Source organism: Bacillus sp. PK6-025 (assembly GCF_056530265.1).
Genome location: NZ_CP096509.1, coordinates 256,711 through 278,025, shown reverse-complemented (window position 1 = coordinate 278,025; position 21,315 = coordinate 256,711). Strand labels below are relative to the sequence as shown.

Below are 21,315 nucleotides of genomic sequence, written 5' to 3'. Positions count from 1 at the left end.
GTCTTTTTTATTTCTTGTTTCTTAAGAAATTCTTACGTTTGCTAATAGGTCATTCGTTTTAGCGTGATGGAAAACGCTGTCCGTTCATACGGCTTGCTTTGGAGAGAGATGCCCCCTCCCATTTTCTCAATGAGCCTTTTTGTAATTGTTAAGCCGAGCCCGCTTCCCTGGAACGCTTTATTTCTCGATTCCTCAAGGGTGTACAGCCTTTCGAACACCCGCTGCTGATCATACTCGCCAATCCCTTTCCCACGGTCCCAAACCGTAATAACAATCTGCGTGTCATCATATGTAAGGGACAATCCGATCAGCTTTCCATCTGCACCATATTGAATCGCATTTGATAAAAGGTTTTGCAGAACCCGGTCAAGCGCTTCTTCATTTCCGTGTGCATAAACCGGGGTATCCGGGATGTCGATGACAGCTTTAAAACCTTTTGCCTGAACGGCATCATAGTGTTGGAGAATGTTTTTTCTGCATATTTCGTTGATATGTATTTTCGTGAGCAGTATTTGCTTATCTTCTGATTCGAGTTTGGCCAAGTCGAAGAAAGAATTCATCAGCTGAATGATTTCTCCTGTTTTTTGATAAAGTTTTTCCAGCAGCCTTTCACGCTCTTCTTCCGCCATATCCGAGTCATTTTGAATCGCCTCGATATATCCGAGCACAACAGTCAGCGGGGTTTTCAGATCATGGGACATATTGGTCAGCATTCGTTTCATTGACTGCTCCGTTTTTGCAAAGCGGGCTGTTATGCGTTGACGCTCCTCAACAAACAGGTTCATTTGCACGAGCAGATCCCGCAGTACTTTATCATCCGTTCCTAATAAAATTTGATCAGCCGCCTGCTCATTTAGCATCATACTGAGCTTTTCCGTGATGTACTTCAAGTTTTGGTCCCGCTGTTTTTTCATTTTATATTGAACGATATTGAGAGACGCCAAAATCATCAGCATGCCAATCCATAACATTGTCATGCTAAAACTCTCCTAATTTATAACCGATGCCCCAAAGTGTTTTAATATATTGCGGAGAGGAAGGATCATCCTCTATCTTTTCCCTCAAGCGCCTCATATGGACGTTAATAATATTTTGATCGCCAAAATAATCCTCATTCCAAACCGAACGATAGATTTGTTCTTTTGTGAATACTTTTTTAGGGTTTGTCACAAACAAGGTCAGCATCTTCCATTCCGTTGATGTCAGCTGAAGCGGTTCACCATTTTTTTGTACGGATACATTTTCTATATCAATCGTAAGCTCGTGAATACGTACTAGTTTTTGATTTGCCGGCTCACTGGCGGAATACTGCGTTGCGCGCCGAATGGCGGCTTTTATTCTTGCGGTCAGTTCGATCATCGAAAACGGCTTGGCAATATAATCATCCGCACCAAAACCCAGCCCCAGCGCTTTATCGACATCCCCGTCTTTTGCAGAAATCATTAAAACCGGGACCTTGCTCTGTTCACGGATCAATTTCAGAAAATCCATCCCGTTCAGTTTAGGAAGCATGATGTCGAGCAGAATCACATCATAATTGCCCTGCTGAAACAAGCGAACGCCCTCTTCTCCGTCAAAAGCAAGCACGACCTCAAACCCTTCTTTTGTTAAATAATGATCGACCATTTCACTGATCGAATGATCATCTTCAATAAGCAATATGCGCTGCATCTTGTTCACCTATCCTTTTCAACATAAAAACACACGTGCAATTACACTCATTGTAATTGAAAAACGTGTGTTTTTTACAAAAATTATTTATATTTCTAGTTGAATCCTCTTGTAGCTTCCGGATCTATTGACGGATACCAATCTACTTTCCCACTAACACGGATCAAGTCACAGGCGCGGGGTTGTACAAACACAAGTCATTGGAACAAAAAAATGACCTCTGATGTCAGGGGTCATCTTTTATTGATCAAGGGGCTTATTCTTTTTATAGTAAAGTGTTACGTTTTGCTTCCGCAAAGTTTCAATCATGTCATGATAACTGTTTGCAAACTGCTCGTTGTCTGATTTCATCCGGGTGATGACGGTTTTGCGGTTTTCACTTTTGTGATCTAATTCTTCTTTAATTTTCGTGATCATCATACCTTTTTGCCCTTCGATTTCGCTTTTTAGCACTTTATCAAATTCTTTCAGTTCTTTTAAAACGCTTTTCAGCGGCGCGTTCAGCCGGGCCGCTTTATCCTTTGCTGAAATACTGCTTAAAAACATATATGTCGCTGAAACTGTTTCAGTTTCCTCCAATAACGGTTTTACCATCTTAATCCCCCTCCCCTATGCCTTAAAATCAAACAGCGCCGAAATTTGCTCATCTTCATCGAACAATTTTTCAATGCTGGCGCGAATGCTTTTTACAAATTTCTTTTTGCTGGAGGTTTGTTTTTTTAATTCGCTGACGACGCCGTCGCACTGAGGAAGCGGGGCCGTGTGGTACGAGTCGTGGACGACGATTTTATTCAGCTTTCCGTTTGATCCGGCGAAGCCTGAGGCGAGCTTGAACTGAATGTCGAATTGGTAGCGGGAAGGATTGGCTTCCATGTCATGAATGGCTTTTGTCAACTCAGATTTTTTAATTGCGAAATGATCGTGGATTTCATGGTGGAAAACACGTTGGTAGCGTTCAATTTCAGCCTCAATCTTTGAAATGGCAGCCATCCCCGCCTGGTAAATCCTGATGGCAGATGACAGATTGACCTTTATCTCTTTTCCGTCCTTGCCTTTCTTAGAAAAATAGATGTCTCCTCCTTTGTAGCTGATGCCTTTCTTTTTGGATAGGGCGTTTAGAAGCGGGGTGATGCTGTGGCCTTCGCCAATAAGATTGAGAAGGTCTTTTGTGTCTTGATCCAGTTTGCCTAAGGCTTCTTCCAATGCTTTATAAGTTGAATAAAATTCGATTAAATTTTTCATTAGTGATTGAGAGAGTTGTCTATTATTTAGAGTAAATATGACAGTCTTCCAGTCGACAAGAAATTTGATCTTTTCATATAAAACGTCAAGCCTTCCTGTCAGTCGCTCTACTTCGGCAACGTCTTTTTGAATGGTCTTTTTTTTCGCTTCATCAATATAACCGTTTGCTTCAAGCTGATTGAGAACAGGGCCACTGTAGGCCTTGACTTTCGCAAAAAATGCTTTAAACTCTGGCAGCTTTTTATCAAGTGCACCCACCATATTCAAGAGGCGGGCCGGATGTTTCAAGCAATATGCTATTTGCTGAGCTGTACCCTCTTCATTCATTATTCCGTTTAAAAAATCCATATCTACGCCGATTGCTTCCATAGCAAAACCCTGAATGCCGCCCTTTCGATAATCAGCAGCATATTTTTGAAAGTACCCTTTCAGTTTGCTCACATCTTCATCAGGAATATGATCAATGACACTTCGGAATCCTTTTATATCCGGGTGTGTGTTCGTCATCTTCACATCGCCGAACGTAATAAAATCAGCCTTCCCGCTGACACCGTAGAGCGGATCGTCACTGGAAATGCGCTGGGTGATGTTGGCTGTGACGCCTTTGTCGTTGTAGTATTTGATGATGGCTTTTTTTAGATCATTTTTAGGAATTTCACTGATTTTTATTGTGCTGAATTTTCTTTTAAGATAATTAGTAAGTTTATAGTCTGCTTTTAAAATATGGTCAACACTGATTTGCGCTCCATTCACTCCATAAACTTCATCAAATTCACCATCAATCAACTGAACTAGCACTTGGTTATTATTTGCAAGAGAATGTCCCATTGCATAAGTGTTTAGACTTTTTACATCTTGCGTTTTTTTCTTTGTTTCGATGGTAAATTCCTTAGTTGCTTTGTATTGACTATCATCCATTCCCAGAAAAAGACCTGAAAAGTTATATACCCAGTCCTCATTATCAGCACTTCCCTGAGAAATTATTTGAAGCTGATTGGTGTCATGAGTTTTATCTTGAATATATATAGCAGTACCATCATAGCCTGAGCTTTTAACAGAAGAATCTTTATTCTGTAAGATCTCCTTTGAGGTATAAATTTTTATATCTTTGGGAAGTTCTTTATTTGTTTCTTCTTTATAGATTCTGCGTACATCAGCGACAAAGTCCTCTTTAGCTTTTTTCACTTCATTTGCATTTTCAGATGCAAATCTTTCTTTATAGCTGTATTCTAAATTTATTAAACGCAGTTTCACATTCTCATTTTCAAATAAATTTTTATTCCTCATTTTTCTTCCCCTTCTGTACTGAAGGTTATTGAATTAACAAGTTTCTTTGCGGTTTTTCTCGCTTTTTCTTCTGAGAGGGAACATGGTTGATCTTCTTTATGGCATGCAAATGTAAAGTTATATTCAACACCTAAATAGTCCTCTTCTGTAGACTTTACATAACCAAAATAACTATATGAAAAATTGTATTTTCGATCTATATCATCAAATACCTCTTTCATATGAGCAAAATATATATCTTTTCCGGACTGATCGATTTTTTGGTATTTTCCTTTGTATCCATTCTGTCCGCTAATAATTTCAAGCATCGTTTTGGGTTTATTAACATACGATTGCTGAGAATAATACTTAACTTGAGCATTAAGAACAATATTTGTTTTTTTGTCATAGCTATTAAAGGCGAGGCTCTCTATGTTCTTTCCATTATTTGAGGATAGCTCTGCTTCATACTCCCCATCCTCCGGAAACAACATCGTAAACCCTTTCAGTTTAGACTCAAGCAAATAATAGCCCGGCTCGACTTCCTTTGTTGATGCCATGTATTCTCTTGTTTTCTCATCTTGGAACGCCGGAACCTGCGGGAGGTCTTTCGGGTCCATATCTTTCGGCTTGACCGCTTCTTCTTGATTGCCGTTCTTGCCGTTTTGGCTGTCGTTCATACTGCATCCTCCTGTAAAGATTAGTATTATAGAAAAACACAATATCATCATCTTTTTCATTTTATTAAACCTCCAAGGGCTTTTAAGTTAAGCTGCAAGCACTTCATTTTAATGCGAATGACATGCTTGAAAATGATACTTTTTTATGTTACAACATGGAATAAATTAGATAAATAGGAAATAAGAATCACCACCCTGCAAATCGTATGCCGGCCCTCTGAAAAAACAGGCAGTATGGTTGATGCGCCAAGGCTCCGAAAGGTACTGCGGTTTAGTTTACCAAAGAGGAAATATGAAAAAAGAACCACTTTATACTTCTTGTTAAAAACGAGTTCACAATTAAAAAAGCACCTTATCAAGGTGCTTTTCGATCAAGTCACAGGCGCGGGGTTGAACAAACACAAGTCATTGGAGAGCCCCCAATGTTCCGCCCATGTTTTCCTTCCGCTTGCGACGTTAAGGATCGTCCTGAAAATTTCCCAGCCGACTTCTTCTATTGAAGCTTCACCTGTTGCGATCCGTCCGGCGTTAACGTCGATTAAATCGCGCCAATCTTCTGATAATGACTGCCGGGTTGCCACTTTCATAACCGGAGCCATTTCAAGGCCGTACGGCGTTCCTCTTCCGGTTGTAAATACTTGCAAATGCATGCCCGAAGCCAGTTGCAGGGTGCCGCATACAAAATCGCTTGCAGGTGTCGCTGCAAAAGTGAGTCCCTTCTGTACAGCCCTTTCACCTGGCGCGAGTACGGCATTGATCGGGCTGCTTCCCGATTTCGCGATCGAGCCGAGCGATTTCTCAACCACGTTTGCCAGCCCGCCCCTTTTGTTCCCTGGCGACGGATTGGCGCTTCGGTCTGATTCGCCTCTTTCCAGATAGCGGTCATACCAAGCCATTTCCCGAATCAGGGCGCGGCCGACTTCTTCATTGACAGCGCGCGGTGTTAAGAGATGAACGGCATCGCGGACTTCGGTGACTTCCGAAAATAAAACCGTGGCCCCTGCCCGGACGAGTAAGTCGGCCGCATATCCCGCCGCGGGGTTTGCGGTCACTCCTGAGAAAGCGTCGCTGCCACCGCACTGAAGGCCAATCACCAGGTCTGAAGCGGGACATGTTGTCCGCTTCCGTTCATTCAGCCTTTTTAAGCGCTCTTCGGCCATTTCCATAATCGATTGTATCATTTGCTCAAACCCTCGCCGTTCCTGCAATGAAAGAATGTTTTCAGCGTCTCCTTCCGGCTCTATCCTCGTCGGAAGGAGCTTCTCGCAGCCGAGTCCGATCACCATCGCTTCCCCGCCGAAATTAGGGTGTCTGGCGATATTTTGAATCGTTCGGATCGGGATTTTGGCTTCCGGCGCATTAATCGCCACACCGCAGCCGTACTGATGATTTAATGCAGCGACACCGTCAACGTTCGGATATTTTGGAAGCAGTTCCTCTTTAATTCGTTTAACTGCGTAATCGAGAACGCCTGCGACGCATTGCACGCTTGTCATAATGCCAAGCACGTTTCTCGTGCCGACGCTCCCGTCTTCATTCCGGTATCCTTCAAATGTGTACCCTTCAAGAGGGGGAGCGGGTTTTGGAACTTTGTTGGCGATGGGCAGTTCATCGAGCGGCGGAGCTTCCGGAAGCATGATATGCGACTCGGAAATCCCCCCGCCTTTTTCGATTGGTTTGACGGCATAGCCGATAACCTCACCGTAGCGAATAACGGCTCCGCCCTGTGTAATGTTCGTTAAAGCCACTTTATGACCTTGAGGTATCCGCTCCTGCAGTTTAAGCCCGCAAGGAAACACCGTCCCTTTCGGCAGTCCGCCGGCATTGACGATGATTGCGGTATTGTCTTTTTCGTTCACCTTAATGTACAGCGGGGTTTCAGTTTGATTGACAAGCATAAGTATTGATCAACTCCCCTTTTCGATCAGCGCCTTTCCACAGCCCTTCTCCCGCTGCGGCACATGTTAGAAAGCGCTGTCAAACAACTTAATGATTGTTTTTTTCATCACGAAGACCATTCAGTATTTTGTCACGTACAAATTTTAAGTGCTCATACATATGGTGATAGGCTTGATATGGGTCCCTTTGTTGAAGGGCTTTCAAAATATTCGTATGATATTCGACAGTCCGGTCCCTTTCCCTGTATGGAATCTGGCTGTCGATTTTGGCGTGTGTGATCAAGAGTGATTGAATCATGCCCTCAAGCACCGGGTTGTTCGCGCTCAAAGCGATAATCCGGTGAAATTCTTTATCTGCTTCTCCATAATGATTATCCGTGCTGTTTGCAATGATATCGATCGTTTCCTGCAGCCTTTCGAGCTGACTGTCATTGATCTTTTCTGCGGCGATCGTGACAAGCCCGAGTTCCAGCGCCATCCTCGCTTCAATAATGGCCGGCAAATTATCAACCGCCAAAGCCAGCATGACAGAAAACGGCTGGATGCCAATTTTATCATTAAAATACGTGCCGTCCCGGGTTTTTCTTTTAATAATTCCGAGCGTTTCGAGTGATATTAAAGCTTCGCGGAGAACGGGTCTGCTCACATTCAGTTTTTCCATGAGCTCGATCTCCGTCGGCAGTTTGTCCCCCGGTTTCAATTGGCCGCTTGATAATAAATGGACGATTCGTTCTACAACCTGTTTCGCCAATGTCTTGCGATTGACTGATTCGACCTGCAATGTTTCCATATCTTCTTCCACGACTGTGGGCCCCCTTTCAGTTGTTCATATTGTAAGACAAAATATCGCGTATGACAATGTCGGCTAGGGGCCTCTCAAACCGCTGTTTCCGCAATTAACGAACAAGACAAGGACGTTTAGGGTCGAAACGCCAATTTTCAATCAAAAACTGCATGGCAACGGCATCATTCCGCTCGCCTGCTTTCATTTTCTCATACCGTTCATTTGCTTTTTCCACCTGTTCCATGTCGATTTCAATGCCGAGCCCCGGCTGATCAGGAACTTGGACATATCCGTCAGCAATTGAAAAAGGCTGTTTTGTCAGACGCTGTCCATCCTGCCAAATCCAATGCGTATCAATCGCCGTGATGTCGCCGGGAGCTGCTGCGGCAACGTGGGTGAACATGGCCAATGAGACGTCAAAATGGTTATTGGAGTGAGAACCCCACGTCAGCCCCCATTCATGGCACATTTGGGCAACGCGGACAGATCCCTGCATCGTCCAGAAATGCGGATCTGCCAGCGGTATATCAACAGCGTGCAGTTGTATCGCGTGCCCCATTTGCCGCCAGTCTGTCGCAATCATATTCGTCGCTGTCGGAATGCTTGTCGCACGGCGGAATTCGGCCATGATTTCCCGACCCGAGTATCCGGCTTCCGCTCCGCAAGGGTCTTCCGCGTAGGCGAGCACATCCCGTTTTCCCTTACAAAGCGCAATCGCTTCTTCCAATGACCACGCGCCATTCGGGTCAAGGGTGATTCTCGCCTCGGGAAACCGTTTTGCCAAAGCGGATGCCGCCTCGATTTCTTCTTCTCCCGAAAGGACGCCGCCTTTTAATTTAAAATCTTGAAAACCGTATCGTTCTTGAGCTGCTTCAGCAAGACGGACGATCGCCCCGGGTGTCAACGCTTCTTCGCGGCGGAGGCGGAACCAATCGTCACTTGCCTCTTGCTCACTAATATAGGGAAGCGTTGTGCGCTTTCGGTCGCCGATGTAAAACAAATAGCCGAGCATCTTCACTTTTTCCCGCTGCTGGCCTTCCCCCAAGAGCGACGCTACAGGGACGCCGAGAAATTTCCCGAGCAAATCGAGCAAAGCCGCTTCCAATGCGGTCACTGCGTGTATTGTCGTCCGCTGGTCAAAGGTCTGCACCCCGCGTCCTCCGGCATCCCGGTCTTTAAAACGACGCCTGACAGACTGCAAAATCGATTGAACAGCGCCGAGCGGCTGACCGATGACAAGCGGCTTCGCCTGCTCCAGCGTCTGGCGGATCCGTTCGCCGCCCGGAACTTCGCCGACACCGAGAGCGCCTGATGAATCTTTTAAAATTACGATATTCCGTGTGAAAAAGGGGCCGTGAGCTCCGCTTAAATTCAAAAGCATACTGTCGCGCCCTGCCACGGGTATGACCTTCATATCAGCAATTGACGGTGTTTGCGATGCTTTCTCCTCTTTTACATGCTGGTGGATGTTTGTATTCATATCGATTTAGCCTCCCTCTTATTAAAGCGCTTACATTTCATATGGATAAAGTGGTGTCCGCATGGTCTTCCTCTTTCTGCAGTTCGATGCGCTTGATCGGCCCGACGAGAAACAGATAACTTAATACCGCGGCAATCGCATTGGCACCGACAAACACAAGCGCTCCGTTAAATGAGCCTGTCGCATTCACGATATATCCGATGATAATCGGTGTCGTGATGGACGCAATATTTCCAAAGGTGTTGAAGATGCCGCCGCTCAAGCCGGCACACTCCTTTGGCGAGGTATCTGACACAACCGCCCAGCCCAGCGCGCCAAATCCTTTTCCGAAAAAGGCAAGCGACATGATGGAAACGACCAGCCAAGATGAATCTGCATAGTTGCATACGATCATCGAGCAGGACATCAGCATGCCGAGGATGATCGGTGTTTTTCTGGCAACCGTTATCGAGCAGCCCTTTTTCAAAAGGAAGTCTGACACGAACCCGCCCAGCAATCCTCCTAAAAATCCGCAGATTGCAGGAAGCGATGCGACAAAACCCGCTTCAAGGATCGACATGCCGCGTGCCTGAACGAGATAGACCGGAAACCAGGTCAGAAAGAAATAGGTCAACGTTGTGATGCAGTATTGGGCGATATACACCCCGAGCAGCATCCGGCTTCTTAAAAGCTGCTTAATGTAAGGCCATTGGGACTCCTTTTCCTTCTTTTCCGCGTTCTTTCCCTCATCCATCGAGACAAGCGCGCCGCCTTCTTCGATGTACGCCAGTTCGGCGGCATTGATTCTCGGGTGTTTTTTGGGTTCGTAAATCGTTTTCAGCCAAATAAACGACATCGCAATCCCCAGAGCACCCATAATGACAAAAACCGTATGCCAGCTGAATGAGTGGGCGAGCCACCCCATCAGCGGTGAAAAAATGACAAGTGCAAAGTACTGCGCCGAGTTGAAGATCGCCGATGCTGTTCCGCGTTCAGAGCTTGGAAACCAGGAAGCCACCACCCGGCCGTTGCCCGGGAAGGACGGCGCTTCTGACAGACCGACGAGAAACCGGAGCGCAAATAAAAGGATAACGGCCGTTCCCGCGGCGAAAAAGCCAAGCGTTCCCTGCAAAAGGGTAAACAATGACCAAAAGAAGATGCTGGCGGCGATGATGATTTTCGACCCAAAGCGGTCGAGCAGCCAGCCTCCGGGAATTTGGCCGACAACATACGCCCAGCCAAATGCGGAAAAGACATACCCCATCGCCACCGAACTCAGCCCAAGCTCATGCTGCACAGAATCGCCGACGATCGAGAGTGTCGCACGGTCGGCATAATTAATGGATGTGACGAGAAACAGCATAGACACGACAAACCAGCGGACAGAACTTCTTTTCCCCGCGGTATGGGGGGAGGCTGCACGATTTTTTTTCATAGCATCTTCTCCTTTATTCATTTGTACCGAAACGATTGATTTACGGTTTGACAAATACGGTTTTCACAGCTGTAAAAAATTCTTTTGCTGCCTCCCCCTGTTCCCGTGAATGCGAGCTCGATTGTTTAACGCCGCCGAATGGCGCCTGCAGTTCGACACCGGCGCTTTCGGCGTTGACGCGAATGAGCCCCGCTTCAATTTCATCTATGAATGACAGCATCCGGCCGATGTTTTGCGTAAAAATGGAGGCGCTCAGGCCAAATTTGACGTCATTGGCCGTCTCCAAAGCTTCCTCAAGTGTATCCGCCTTGATTAATGCGATGACCGGGCCGAAAATTTCTTCTTGGGCAATCGTCATGCCGGAAGTGACATTGTCAAAAATGGCTGGCCTGATATAATAGCCGTTTTCGTATTTTCCATCTGCCAGCCTATCGCCGCCGAAAATGAGGTCCGCTCCTTCTTGCTTTCCTTTTTCAATATAGGACAGGCAGTTGTCAAGCTGCTGTTTGTTCGCAATCGGTCCCATCCAGACATCTTCTTTTAAGCTGTCGCCGATTGTAATTTCTTTTGTTTGTTGAAGCAGCTTTTCTTTAAACCGGTTATAAACACCGTTTAAGACGATGACGCGGCTTGTCGCCGTACACTTTTGACCCGTCGACCGAAACGCTCCGCTGATGACCGCTTCAACCGCACTATCAAGGTCGGCGTCATCTGCTATGATCACCGGGTTTTTGCCGCCCATCTCAAGCTGATACTTCGCCCCTCTTTCAAACGCCGTCCGGCCGATAATTTTTCCGGTTTGGTTCGACCCTGTAAATGTAATTCCGTTCACATCCGGGTGTTCGGCAAGCCTTTGGCCGGCCGATGATCCCGGCCCTGTCACCGCATTGACCACGCCTGACGGAATCCCTGCTTCTTCAAAGCACGAGATAATTTTAAGGCAGGTGACTGCGGTTTCTGTAGCCGGCTTGATGACGACCGTGTTTCCATAGATGAGGGCAGGCGCCATTTTCCAAATTGGGATGGCAATGGGAAAATTCCAAGGCGAGATGACGCCGACGACACCGAGCGGCACCCTGTCGGTGTACATGAAAGCGGATGTGTCGGTGGAGGGAATCACATCGCCCGTTTTCCTCATTCCCTCTCCGGCATAGTATCTGAGAATCGCGATTCCCCGCGCTGTTTCTCCTTTTGCTTCAGGCAGTGTTTTCCCCATTTCACGCGTCGCACACTCGGCAATTTCATCGAGGCGCTGTTCCATGATATCAGCGGCCTTGTAAAGAAATTGACCGCGCTCCGCTCCCGACAGCTTTCTCCAAGCCTTTTTGGCCTGCTTGGCCGCTTCAACCGCCCGGTCTACATCCGCAATCGAAGATTTTTGCACAAGCCCGACGATATCCCGTGTATCTGCCGGGTTCAAGCTCTGTTCCATCCCGCCCGATTCAGCCTTCACCCAGCGGCCGTTGATAAAGTTAAAATACGTTTTATTTTCAGCTGCAACAGACATCTTCAAATTCCTCCTTTTGTTTATAGGGCAGCGGTCGTTTTCGGATAACGCGCCATCGCGTTTTTCAGAATGTTTTCGAGCTGCCGGCAATGTTCTTTTTCCACCGGAACGATCGGCGGTCTCGCCGTGTTTTTCACATGAAGGCCCATGATTTCCATACCGGCTTTGATCAAAGACACGGCATAGCCCTTCCGAAGTTTGCGGATCTCGTTAATCGGCATGATGACATGCTCATAAATCTCTTTGACAAGCTGGTCGTTGCCGTTTAATAATGCCTCATAAAACATCCTTGAAATATGAGGAATATAATTGGATATCGCCGAAGAATACGACGTGAAGCCAATCGGAGCATAGGCCGGCATCGTGACTTCAGCCATCGGCATTCCGTTGAGCCAGCCCAGCCTGTCTCCTATCGTATACGACAAACTGATATTCAACGCCATATCCCCTATGCCGTCTTTGAGCCCGACAAGCTGCTCGAGATCGGTCAGCCGCTGAATCTGTTCAAGTGTCAAAACCGCATTGTCTCGCTGATAAATGATGGCGTTTAAATCCGTGCTTTCAATGATTGTTTTCGTATACTGATAGAGGCCTTCCTGCTCTCCGTGTATCAAGTATGGCGGGAGAATCAGATAGCCGTCAGCCCCTTTTTCCTCGGAAATCCGCGCCCATTCCAAAGCGGTGCTCAAGTTGCCGCCCACTCCTGTGTAAACAGGCACCTTCCCGCCCGCCGCCGAGACGGCAATTTCGACCATTTGCTCATATTCCTTTGCGCTGAGAGACTGAAATTCTCCTGAGCCGCAAGCGATAAAAACCGCCTCAAGCCCTTCATCCAATAAAAAGCGGATGTTTTCGTAAAGTGCTTCTTCCTCCAGTTTTCCTTCCTTGTTGAAGGGTGCCACCGGGAAACCTAATATGCCTTCCGGCGCCTTCCGTAATTGACTCATCTCCGTCATCCCCCTGTCGTTCATTTCCTGAGAAAGCGTTATCATTCAGTTGAAATGCGATGTTTCTGTTTTAGAAAACCCCTCCATTCATCTTTTTGTTTAATTGTAAGACAAATAAACAAATTGTCAATATCATTATTTTCTGATTTTTTTATATCAAGCAAAAAAAAAGAGACTGAAGACACGGTCCGTCTTCAGCCTTGGGCCTCAGCCCCTGGTTGCACAGCGGTTTTTTTCCGGTAAATCAATGCCGATAAAGAGATGCTTAATTCGTATAATACAAGCAGCGGGGCGATCACCAACACATCCGAGATAAAATCGGGCGGCGTGATCACAACTGATACGACGATCAGCGCAAAATAAGAAATTTTTCTCATTTTACGGAGCTTGGCCGGATTTAAAATCCCGAGGCTCGTTAAAAACATCACGATGAGGGGCATTTCAAACAAAAACCCGAATGGCAGTGTCAGGTTCATCATAAAGCGAAAATAATGCTCCGCCGTAAACATCGTTTGAAAATGGCCGGCGGATAATCCGATTAAAAACTGAAGAACGAGCGGAAAGAGCACAACATAACCGAATACAATCCCTAAAATAAAAAAAGTGAACAGCCCCGGAATATAAAATAATGCCGCCCTCCGTTCGCGGTCGGTCAGCGCAGGCGCCACAAACCGCCATGTCTGAAAAGCGGCCACCGGTATGGTGGCTGCGATCGCCAGCACCCCCGCAATCATCATATAAACCCATAGAATATCCCCCGGCCCCAGTACAGCAAGCTTTTCATCAAGGTCTCTGATCAGCCAGTCATAGATGTCCTGAACAAACAAAAAGCCGGTGATGAGAAACAGAATAAACGTCAGAAGCGTTTTAATGATTCGCTGGCGCAGCTCTTCAAGATGGGCAATCAAATGTGTTTCCCTTTTTTTCACCTTCGACTTCCTCCCCTTCACATGCTAAACAGAAAAAAAGAACAGACGGGTTCACCCGCCCGCTCTATTGATCATCTATTTTGCCGATGGATCGCTTTGCTTTTTCACATTAGTCTCTTGTCCGATCTCATTGTCATCGGCAGATACTAAAGACTTTGTCGCGCTTTTGAATTCGGTCAGCGTTTTTCCAAAAGCCCGGCCGATTTCCGGAAGCTTTGAAGGCCCGAAAATGATCAGCGCAATTACCAGAACCAGGATGAGACCCGGAATACCGATATTTGAAAGCATTTTGCTGTCATCCTTTCATTGATTACTGGGTTACTTTTTTCTCCTTTTGCTTCACTTGCTTCTGATGGGCTCTTGTATGTGCGAGGAAACGGTCTTCTTCGACTTCGTTTGACTTCTTCACGCCTCCAGGCACAATGTTAGAAGCGGTCCGTTTCAGCCCTGTGTAGTCTTTATGATAAACATAGGAAGCTCTTGTCGAAATCGCGGCACCCGGTTCTGTCACATATGGGACCACGCGGTAATCTGTCCGCCATTCTTCCGGTGTGACCGTACAGCGCACATAGCCGCGGTAATCATTGAAAAACTTTATATGAGGATTGTTCGATAAAATCTTATCCGTATCCGCTCTTTTATCAGCGCCGTTTCCTCCAGATGTAATCGACGTCCCGACGAATTCCACACCGAAGATGTCCGATTTTGGATTGTCAAAGTCAACGAGCAGGTTATTTGCCCAGCTGGCATGCACATCACCGGTGAGGACGACGATGTTGTTCAGTTTTTGAGATTTGATGAAGTCGATCACCCGCTTGCGCTGAGCGGGGTATCCGTCCCACGAATCCATGCTGTAAATCGGCGCCGCGCTTGTCCCAAAGTTCCATTGCGCAAAGAAAATCTGCTGTGCAATGATGTTCCAGTGCGCCCCCGAACGACTCAGGTTGTCAAACAGCCAAGCCTCCTGTTCGGCTCCAAGCAGTGTCCGCTTCGGATCATTCGATTCATCAGAAGGAGGCTTATTGCCATCTCCATTGGCTTGGTCATCGCGATACTGACGGGTATCAAGCACGCTAATGTCCGCCAGATTTCCATAGGAAAAATTCCGGTACAATTGCATATCAGGACCGTTCGGCAGGGATTTGCGGCGGAGCGGCATATGCTCGTAATAAGCTTGGTATGCGGCGGCGCGCCGTTTAATAAACGCTTCTACTGACTGGCCTTTTTCAGGGATGACATTCGCATAGTTGTTCTCCACTTCATGGTCGTCCCATGTGACAACCCACGGGAAAGCGGCATGCGCGGCTTTCAAGTTTGCATCTGAACGGTATTGGGCATGGCGGTTTCGGTAATCAAGCAGCGACATGATTTCAGGACCGCTGTGTGTCCTGACATTGCCTGTTTTTGAAACATATTCATTCGGACCGTACTCATAAATATAGTCGCCGAGATGAAACACAAGATCGAGCTTTTCCTTCGCCATATGCTGATAGGCGGTATAATAGCCGTGTTCGTACTGCTGGCATGAAGCAAAAGCGAATGTGAATGTAGCAACATCTGCCCCTGCCGCCGGAAGCGTTTTTGTCTTGCCGACGGGGCTCAGCTGGCTGCCGCATTTAAAGCGGTAATAGTACACATGATTCGGTTTCAGTCCGGATACCTCAGCATGTACCGAGTGTGCAAGGTGCGGTGTCGCTTTTTCGGTTCCCCGTTTGACGATACGGCGGAAGCGTTCGTCTTCCGCGATCTCCCATTTCACGGATACAGCTTCATTCGGCATCCCGCCCCCGTTTAGCGGATCGGGCGCCAGCCTTGTCCACAACACGACGCTGTCAGAAAGCGGATCTCCCGATGCTACGCCAAGTGTAAACGGATATTCGGAGAATGTCGGTGCTGCATTGACTTCCATTGCCCCCATCGATTGCGCAATTGCAAGTCCGAGCGAAAGCCCGGCTATTTTGCCGGCCCCTTGAATAAAACGGCGGCGGTCAAACGTATTGTCCTTGAGGCTTTCCTCGCTCAGCTTTTTCATCCATTCCTCCAGCGGTCCTTCATGTGTCATTCGTATTACCCCTCTCTATACAAATGATTGATCGGGTTCTATTATAGGCAGAGTTTATTAATGAACTGTAAAGTATTGTAAACAGGAGGAGAGACGCGGTTGATGGTCCATCAAGTCGCACCGCCAATAGATGTGTCGAATTTTGTCACAATCCAACCCATTCGCCTATGATTTCGACAAAAACCCGGTCCTTTCCCGCAGACCGATTTTCCCGTTTTTCTTCACATGATCTTTAAAGAGAGAAAACAAAAAAAGCCCACACCATTGCCGGACAATGATATGAGCTTGATCACCAAGTGACTTTATGTAAGATGATGTTTTGACGGATTCATCGCAATGTTTTTATTTGCCGTTCATGTTTAAGGCTTTCATTACCACCTTTGTTGCCTCTGCAATAAGTTTATCATCATACTTGGCGTCCTTTTTATCCCTGCTGGATAATACTGCAAGAACGACAGGATCTCCTTTTGGCGGCCAAATGATGGCAATGTCATTCCGGGTTCCATATGATGCCGCTCCAGTTTTATCAGCCACTTCCCAACCGTCCGGCACACCGGCACGGATTAAGGCGTCTCCAGTGGTATTTCGTTTCATCCAATCGATTAAAAGCTCTCGTTTTTCACTTGGAAGTTTATCTTCAAGAGCAAAGGCTCGAAGGCTTGTGACAAGTGCTCTTGCTGTACTGGTATCCTGAGTTTCACCCGGATTCACTTCATTTAACTCTGGTTCGAATCGTTCGGGATTTGTAACCTCATCACCAATCTTCCTCAGTTCCTTTTTCAAACTTTCAGGTCCGCCAATTTGTTTAAGAATGAGATTCTGTGCCGCATTGTCACTATATCGAAGCGAAGCATCCGCAAGCTCTTTGAGCGTCATTCCCGTATCAACGTGCTTTTCCGTAATCGGGTTGTAGTTTACAAGATCATCACGTGTATATGTTATTCTCTGGTTCAGATCTTCTATTGATTTCTGTTGCAAAAGCACGCCTACAGTTAAAGCCTTAATCGTCGAAGCAAAAGCAAAACGCTCATCCGGCCGATACGCTACCGTCCGGTTTGTACCTGTATCCAATGCAAAGATCCCGAGTTTTGCATCAAATTGTTCCTCAAGTTTTGCAAAATCATTTTTCATCTCCGTCTTTTCATTCTTCTCGGCAGGTTGCGAGGCATTCGTTTGATTGTTAGCGCATCCTGCAAGCGCGACGCAAGAGAAAAGCAACACTGCTGCAGCCTTTTTCAGTTTTAAAGTACTGAACCATAATTTCATCAAAATCGTCTCCCTCCGTTTGAATATTTGATTGATCGTAACCAGATGAAGCACTCTTTCCACTATCCCTACAGTGTTATGGCTTGAACGATCACGAAACAATAATTGGTACGTACGATCTTTCAGCCGACTCAAACATCAAATCTTACAAATGTAGTCTTTGAAAGTATTACATATGTAAGATTTAAATGCAACCGTTTTTTCGGAAGGAAATGATGACCTCGTTTCCACCGGGGACAAATGAACGGAGGGAAGTGATGGAATTAAAAATGCAGAAACTGCATGTTCACTCCAGTTAAATTGACTTCTTAAAATGGCAAACCTATAATGAGAGTATTACATTTGTAAGTATAGGATGATTAAAATGAAAAAAATACCTCAAATCTCTGATGCGGAATTAGAAGTGATGAAAGTCATCTGGAAGCATTCTTCGATCAATACCAATGAGGTAATTAAAGAGTTATCCAAAACCAGTACATGGAGCCCTAAAACCATCCAAACCATGCTGCTGCGCCTCATTAAAAAAGGCGCATTAAACCACCATAAAGAAGGACGGGTTTTCGTTTACACACCAAATATAGACGAAAGTGATTATATAGAGGTTAAGAGTCACAGTTTTTTAAACCGGTTTTACAATGGAACTCTTAATTCGATGGTATTAAACTTTTTGGAGAATGATCAGCTGTCAGGTGAAGAAATTAATGAATTGTATCAAATATTAGAAGAACATAAGAACAGAAAGAAGGAATGAAATGAGCAGTTCTTTCTTTATTCCCTTTTTGGTTAGTCAAATTCTATTGTCTCTGTTTTTTTCTATCATCATACTCATTAAAAAACTGCTCAGGACTCAAATCACTGTAGGCACCCACTATTATATTAGCGTGATTTCTCTTTTGGCATTGATCGCTCCTTTTATCCCCTTTCATTTTCTAAAAAGCCATCATTTTGACTGGATTCTGAATTTAGGAGGAGCTCAATCGGCATTATCCCAATCCCACTCCACAGACAAGACGACAGAAGCAATCGGCCAACATGTAAACTGGGTGCAGGACTTTTCGATGTCGATTGAACAATCGTCTTCCAAAATGATAGATTCAGCCTTTTTCGCAGTTTGGATATTGGGCGTTGCCGTTATGCTTTTGGCTACTCTTTATAGCAATCTAAAAATCGGCAAAATAAAAAAGAACCTGCAAATTGTTAACAACAAAGAGCTATTATCCCTTTTTCACACATGTAAAGAGGAAATACGCTTTCATCAAAAAGTCATTTTGGGCCGTTCCCCATTGATAAAATCCCCCATTACATTTGGGGTCATTCGTCCATATATTATCTTGCCAAAAGATATTTCAATGTTTTCAGCCGACGAAATGAAATGTGTTTTGCTTCATGAACTGTACCATTGCAAACGAAAAGATATGCTTATCAACTATTTTCTTTGCCTGTTGAAAATCGTCTATTGGTTTAATCCTCTCGTATGGTATTTATCAAAGGAAGCGAAAACGGAGATGGAGATTTCTTGCGACTTTGCCGTATTAAAAACGCTTGATAAAAAGTTGCACCTCAAATATGGCGAGGTGATTTTAAAATTCACTTCAATTAAGCAAAGAACATCGTCTTTGTTAGCCGCTTCTGAATTCAGCAGCTCATACAAACATATCAAAAGACGGATTGTTACAGTTGTCAACTTTCAGACGGCATCACCTTTGCTAAAGGCGAAAAGCGCCTTAGTGTTCACTCTTGTTCTTGGGACCATATTAGCCGGTACTCCTTCTGTGTCTATATTGGCCATGCAAAAAGAAACACGCTTTTTACCCGGCACCAATGTAGAATACGAAGATTACAGCACTTTTTTTGATAAATTTTCAGCCTCAGGGGGCTTTGTCCTGTTTAATTCTAATAGGAAAAAGTATACAATATACAATAGGAAAGAAAGCACCTCCAGATTCGCACCTGCTTCCACCTACAAGGTGTTTAGCGCATTGCTCGCACTGGAATCCGGGATCATCACGAAGAACGACTCTCACATGACTTGGGATGGGACTCAATATCCGTATAAAGAATGGAATCAAGACCAGGATTTATTCTCTGCGATGAGCAGCTCCACAACATGGTATTTTCAAAAATTGGACCGGCAAATTGGGGAGGATCATTTACGTCATTATCTCAAATCTATACATTATGGAAATGAGGATTTTTCAGTCCCGGCCGATTATTGGCTGGATGGCTCTCTTCAAATTTCCCCACTTGAACAGGTCAATATATTAAAAAAGTTTTATGATAACGAATTTGATTTTAAACAGTCTAATATTGAAACTGTGAAAGATTCAATACGTTTAGAAGAATCAAATGGCAGGGTTTTATCCGGTAAAACCGGAACCTCGGTAATCAACGGGGAACTCCATGCCGGTTGGTTTATCGGGTATGTAGAAACTGCCGATAATACTTTTTTCTTTGCTGTTCATATTCAAGGTGAAAAACGGGCTGCCGGAAGCTCCGCTGCCGAAATTGCACTTTCCATTTTAGATAAAAAAGGGATTTATCCCTCCGTTTCCCGATAACAGTTTACTTTTTATTCTATGAACATGAATGATGCGCAAATCGATGAATGGTCCTTTCACATTCCTAATAATACGGAACTTGGAGGCAAGAACATGGAAACCCTTTATACAGAAAGATTGACTTTGAGAAAAATGGAATTGGAAGATGCAGATGTCCTCTGTCAATACTGGTCAGATCCGGAAGTCACAAAATATATGAATATCACGCCTTTTACAGACGTCTCACAGGCGCGGGACATGATCCAAATGATCAATGATTTAAGCCTTGAAGGGCAGGCAAACCGCTTTTCAATCATTGTGAAAGAAACGGATGAAGTCATCGGGACGTGCGGTTTTAATATGATCGACCAGGAAAACGGCAGAGCTGAAATCGGCTATGACTTAGGGAGAAATCATTGGGGAAAAGGCTTTGCTTCCGAAGCTGTTCAAAAGCTGATCGACTACGGCTTTACAAGCTTGAACCTCAACCGGATCGAAGCGAAGGTAGAGCCCGAAAACACGCCTTCAATCAAACTCCTCAACTCGTTATCCTTTCAAAAGGAAGGACTGCTAAGAGATTACGAGAAAGCGAAAGGAAGACTGATTGACGTATACATGTTTTCGCTGCTGAAAAGAGAATACGCTGGGTAACCGGCATGCAGAAGAGCTTCCTCTAAGGTGAGGAAGCTCTTTTTAACCCCTTTTTCCGGCGCTTTCGCTCAACCGCTTGGCTTCCAAAAAGAAAACCTGAATAAATTTCTTCGTGTTGACGCGGGCGGACGGCAAGGCGGCGGCAGAGTCTTTCTGCAGCTCTTTCATTTTTTTGCTGATGACAGTAAAGTCAAAAAAACGGGACGCATAGCTTTCAAACCGCGGATTTGAAAAATCTGTTAAACCGAGTGATGCGAAATGGTTTAGCGAATGGCTGACCGCCCGCCGTATCCGCTGCTCAGACGCTTTAATCTCCCTGTTGATCTCCACGGGTGAAGCAGCCGGCCCGAGCTTTTGCTCGGCAATCTGATGAAAAATCTGTTTGAGCGGCGGAAAGTCCTTTTCATATAATGAAGTCTGTTCATCATCAAACAAATACTGAAGGATGGCGAGTAAATCCTGGGACCCGCTCTCCCCGACGATTCCGAGTTCAGAAAGGAGAAATTCGCCCGTTTCCTGAATGCTTTTTTCCCTAAAGCCGTTTTTTCGTCCGCTGCCGAGACTCACGAGCCGGTTCAGCGAAGATTGTATATCATGGATCGACCTTTCCAGCTCGATGCGCTCCTTGACTTTTTGAATGACGTTCAAGATTTCAATGCGGTTAATCGGTTTATGTATATAATATTCAATCCCCAAAGAATAGGCTTCACCGATCATTTCCTTCGATTCCACCTGGGAAATCATGATGATCTTCCCTGAGAAAGCGCCATACAAATGACGAACCGTCTCAATTCCGTCGCGGAGCGGCATTAAAAGATCGACAAACAAAATATCAATTTGCTGCAAATTCAGGACGTGGCCTTCCAAATCGCAGCCGTCTTCCGCTTCTCCGGCCACTTCTCCCAAATCTTCGTCTTCAATGATTTGTTTTAAAATCGATCGCACAGCACGGTCATCATCTGCAATAAAAAAACGCACAGG

19 protein-coding genes are annotated in these 21,315 nt (G+C 45.4%); 3 read left to right on the top strand and 16 right to left on the bottom strand.

Going from position 1 to position 21,315, the window contains the following annotated elements; genetic code table 11:
* Positions 1–41 precede the first annotated feature (41 nt).
* The 15 genes from M1D67_RS01560 to blaP all read right to left on the bottom strand — a co-directional run bounded on the left by M1D67_RS01560 (position 42) and on the right by blaP (position 17,146).
* Complete coding sequence (locus M1D67_RS01560; RefSeq protein ID WP_023857761.1) at positions 42–977, bottom strand: HAMP domain-containing histidine kinase; 936 nt, start codon at positions 975–977, stop codon at positions 42–44.
* Position 978: 1 nt separating this feature from the next.
* A complete protein-coding gene (locus M1D67_RS01555) occupies positions 979–1,659 on the bottom strand; it encodes a response regulator transcription factor (RefSeq protein ID WP_095323705.1) in 681 nt (226 codons plus the stop codon).
* A gap of 252 nt (positions 1,660–1,911) precedes the next feature.
* Complete coding sequence (locus tag M1D67_RS01550) at positions 1,912–2,265, bottom strand: hypothetical protein (RefSeq protein WP_020450003.1); 354 nt, start codon at positions 2,263–2,265, stop codon at positions 1,912–1,914.
* A gap of 15 nt (positions 2,266–2,280) precedes the next feature.
* Complete coding sequence (locus M1D67_RS01545; protein WP_479831553.1) at positions 2,281–4,200, bottom strand: DUF6792 domain-containing protein; 1,920 nt, start codon at positions 4,198–4,200, stop codon at positions 2,281–2,283.
* Positions 4,197–4,919 carry a hypothetical protein gene (locus tag M1D67_RS01540; RefSeq protein ID WP_026580465.1) on the bottom strand — a complete coding sequence of 241 codons (723 nt, stop codon included), beginning with the start codon at positions 4,917–4,919 and terminating at the stop codon, positions 4,197–4,199. The genes M1D67_RS01545 and M1D67_RS01540 overlap by 4 nt, the downstream gene beginning before the upstream one ends.
* Before the next feature lie 311 nt (positions 4,920–5,230).
* Positions 5,231–6,757 (bottom strand): galactarate dehydratase, encoded by a 1,527-nt coding sequence (gene garD, locus M1D67_RS01535; protein ID WP_033155080.1) that lies wholly within the window; start codon positions 6,755–6,757, stop codon positions 5,231–5,233.
* A gap of 88 nt (positions 6,758–6,845) precedes the next feature.
* A complete protein-coding gene (locus tag M1D67_RS01530) occupies positions 6,846–7,547 on the bottom strand; it encodes a FadR/GntR family transcriptional regulator (protein ID WP_154495802.1) in 702 nt (233 codons plus the stop codon).
* Between the two features lie 106 nt (positions 7,548–7,653).
* Entirely contained in the window at positions 7,654–9,021 is a 1,368-nt protein-coding gene (gene gudD / locus M1D67_RS01525) for a glucarate dehydratase (protein ID WP_145624645.1), read from the bottom strand.
* 37 nt (positions 9,022–9,058) lie between these two features.
* Entirely contained in the window at positions 9,059–10,435 is a 1,377-nt protein-coding gene (locus tag M1D67_RS01520; protein ID WP_025810831.1) for an MFS transporter, read from the bottom strand.
* 40 nt (positions 10,436–10,475) lie between these two features.
* Positions 10,476–11,942: an alpha-ketoglutaric semialdehyde dehydrogenase GucD gene (gucD, locus tag M1D67_RS01515; protein WP_145654065.1), complete on the bottom strand. Its 1,467-nt coding sequence runs from the start codon at positions 11,940–11,942 to the stop codon at positions 10,476–10,478.
* Between the two features lie 20 nt (positions 11,943–11,962).
* The gene (kdgD, locus tag M1D67_RS01510; protein WP_123032484.1) at positions 11,963–12,889 is read right to left on the bottom strand and encodes a 5-dehydro-4-deoxyglucarate dehydratase; all 927 of its coding nucleotides are present in this window, start codon (positions 12,887–12,889) and stop codon (positions 11,963–11,965) included.
* Positions 12,890–13,083: 194 nt separating this feature from the next.
* Positions 13,084–13,818 carry a twin-arginine translocase subunit TatC gene (gene tatC / locus M1D67_RS01505; RefSeq protein ID WP_479831552.1) on the bottom strand — a complete coding sequence of 245 codons (735 nt, stop codon included), beginning with the start codon at positions 13,816–13,818 and terminating at the stop codon, positions 13,084–13,086.
* Positions 13,819–13,893: 75 nt separating this feature from the next.
* Positions 13,894–14,106: a twin-arginine translocase TatA/TatE family subunit gene (locus tag M1D67_RS01500; RefSeq protein WP_020449994.1), complete on the bottom strand. Its 213-nt coding sequence runs from the start codon at positions 14,104–14,106 to the stop codon at positions 13,894–13,896.
* A 22-nt stretch (positions 14,107–14,128) separates the two neighbouring features.
* Positions 14,129–15,880 (bottom strand): alkaline phosphatase D family protein, encoded by a 1,752-nt coding sequence (locus tag M1D67_RS01495; RefSeq protein ID WP_023857756.1) that lies wholly within the window; start codon positions 15,878–15,880, stop codon positions 14,129–14,131.
* 342 nt (positions 15,881–16,222) lie between these two features.
* Positions 16,223–17,146, bottom strand: coding sequence for a class A beta-lactamase BlaP (gene blaP / locus M1D67_RS01490; RefSeq protein ID WP_146875282.1), 924 nt, complete (start codon positions 17,144–17,146; stop codon positions 16,223–16,225).
* Between the two features lie 364 nt (positions 17,147–17,510).
* Here blaP and M1D67_RS01485 point away from each other — a divergent pair, with 364 nt between their 5' ends.
* From M1D67_RS01485 to M1D67_RS01475, 3 genes are all read left to right on the top strand, one after another.
* Positions 17,511–17,897, top strand: coding sequence for a BlaI/MecI/CopY family transcriptional regulator (locus M1D67_RS01485; RefSeq protein ID WP_020449991.1), 387 nt, complete (start codon positions 17,511–17,513; stop codon positions 17,895–17,897).
* 1 nt (position 17,898) lies between these two features.
* A complete protein-coding gene (locus tag M1D67_RS01480) occupies positions 17,899–19,704 on the top strand; it encodes a BlaR1 family beta-lactam sensor/signal transducer (protein WP_145645855.1) in 1,806 nt (601 codons plus the stop codon).
* 93 nt (positions 19,705–19,797) lie between these two features.
* Positions 19,798–20,334 (top strand): GNAT family N-acetyltransferase, encoded by a 537-nt coding sequence (locus tag M1D67_RS01475; protein ID WP_020449989.1) that lies wholly within the window; start codon positions 19,798–19,800, stop codon positions 20,332–20,334.
* A 42-nt stretch (positions 20,335–20,376) separates the two neighbouring features.
* On the opposite strand, the gene M1D67_RS01470 is transcribed toward M1D67_RS01475, so the two are convergent.
* Positions 20,377–21,312 (bottom strand): DNA-binding domain-containing protein, encoded by a 936-nt coding sequence (locus M1D67_RS01470; protein ID WP_020449988.1) that lies wholly within the window; start codon positions 21,310–21,312, stop codon positions 20,377–20,379.
* Between the last annotated feature and the right edge of the window lie 3 nt (positions 21,313–21,315).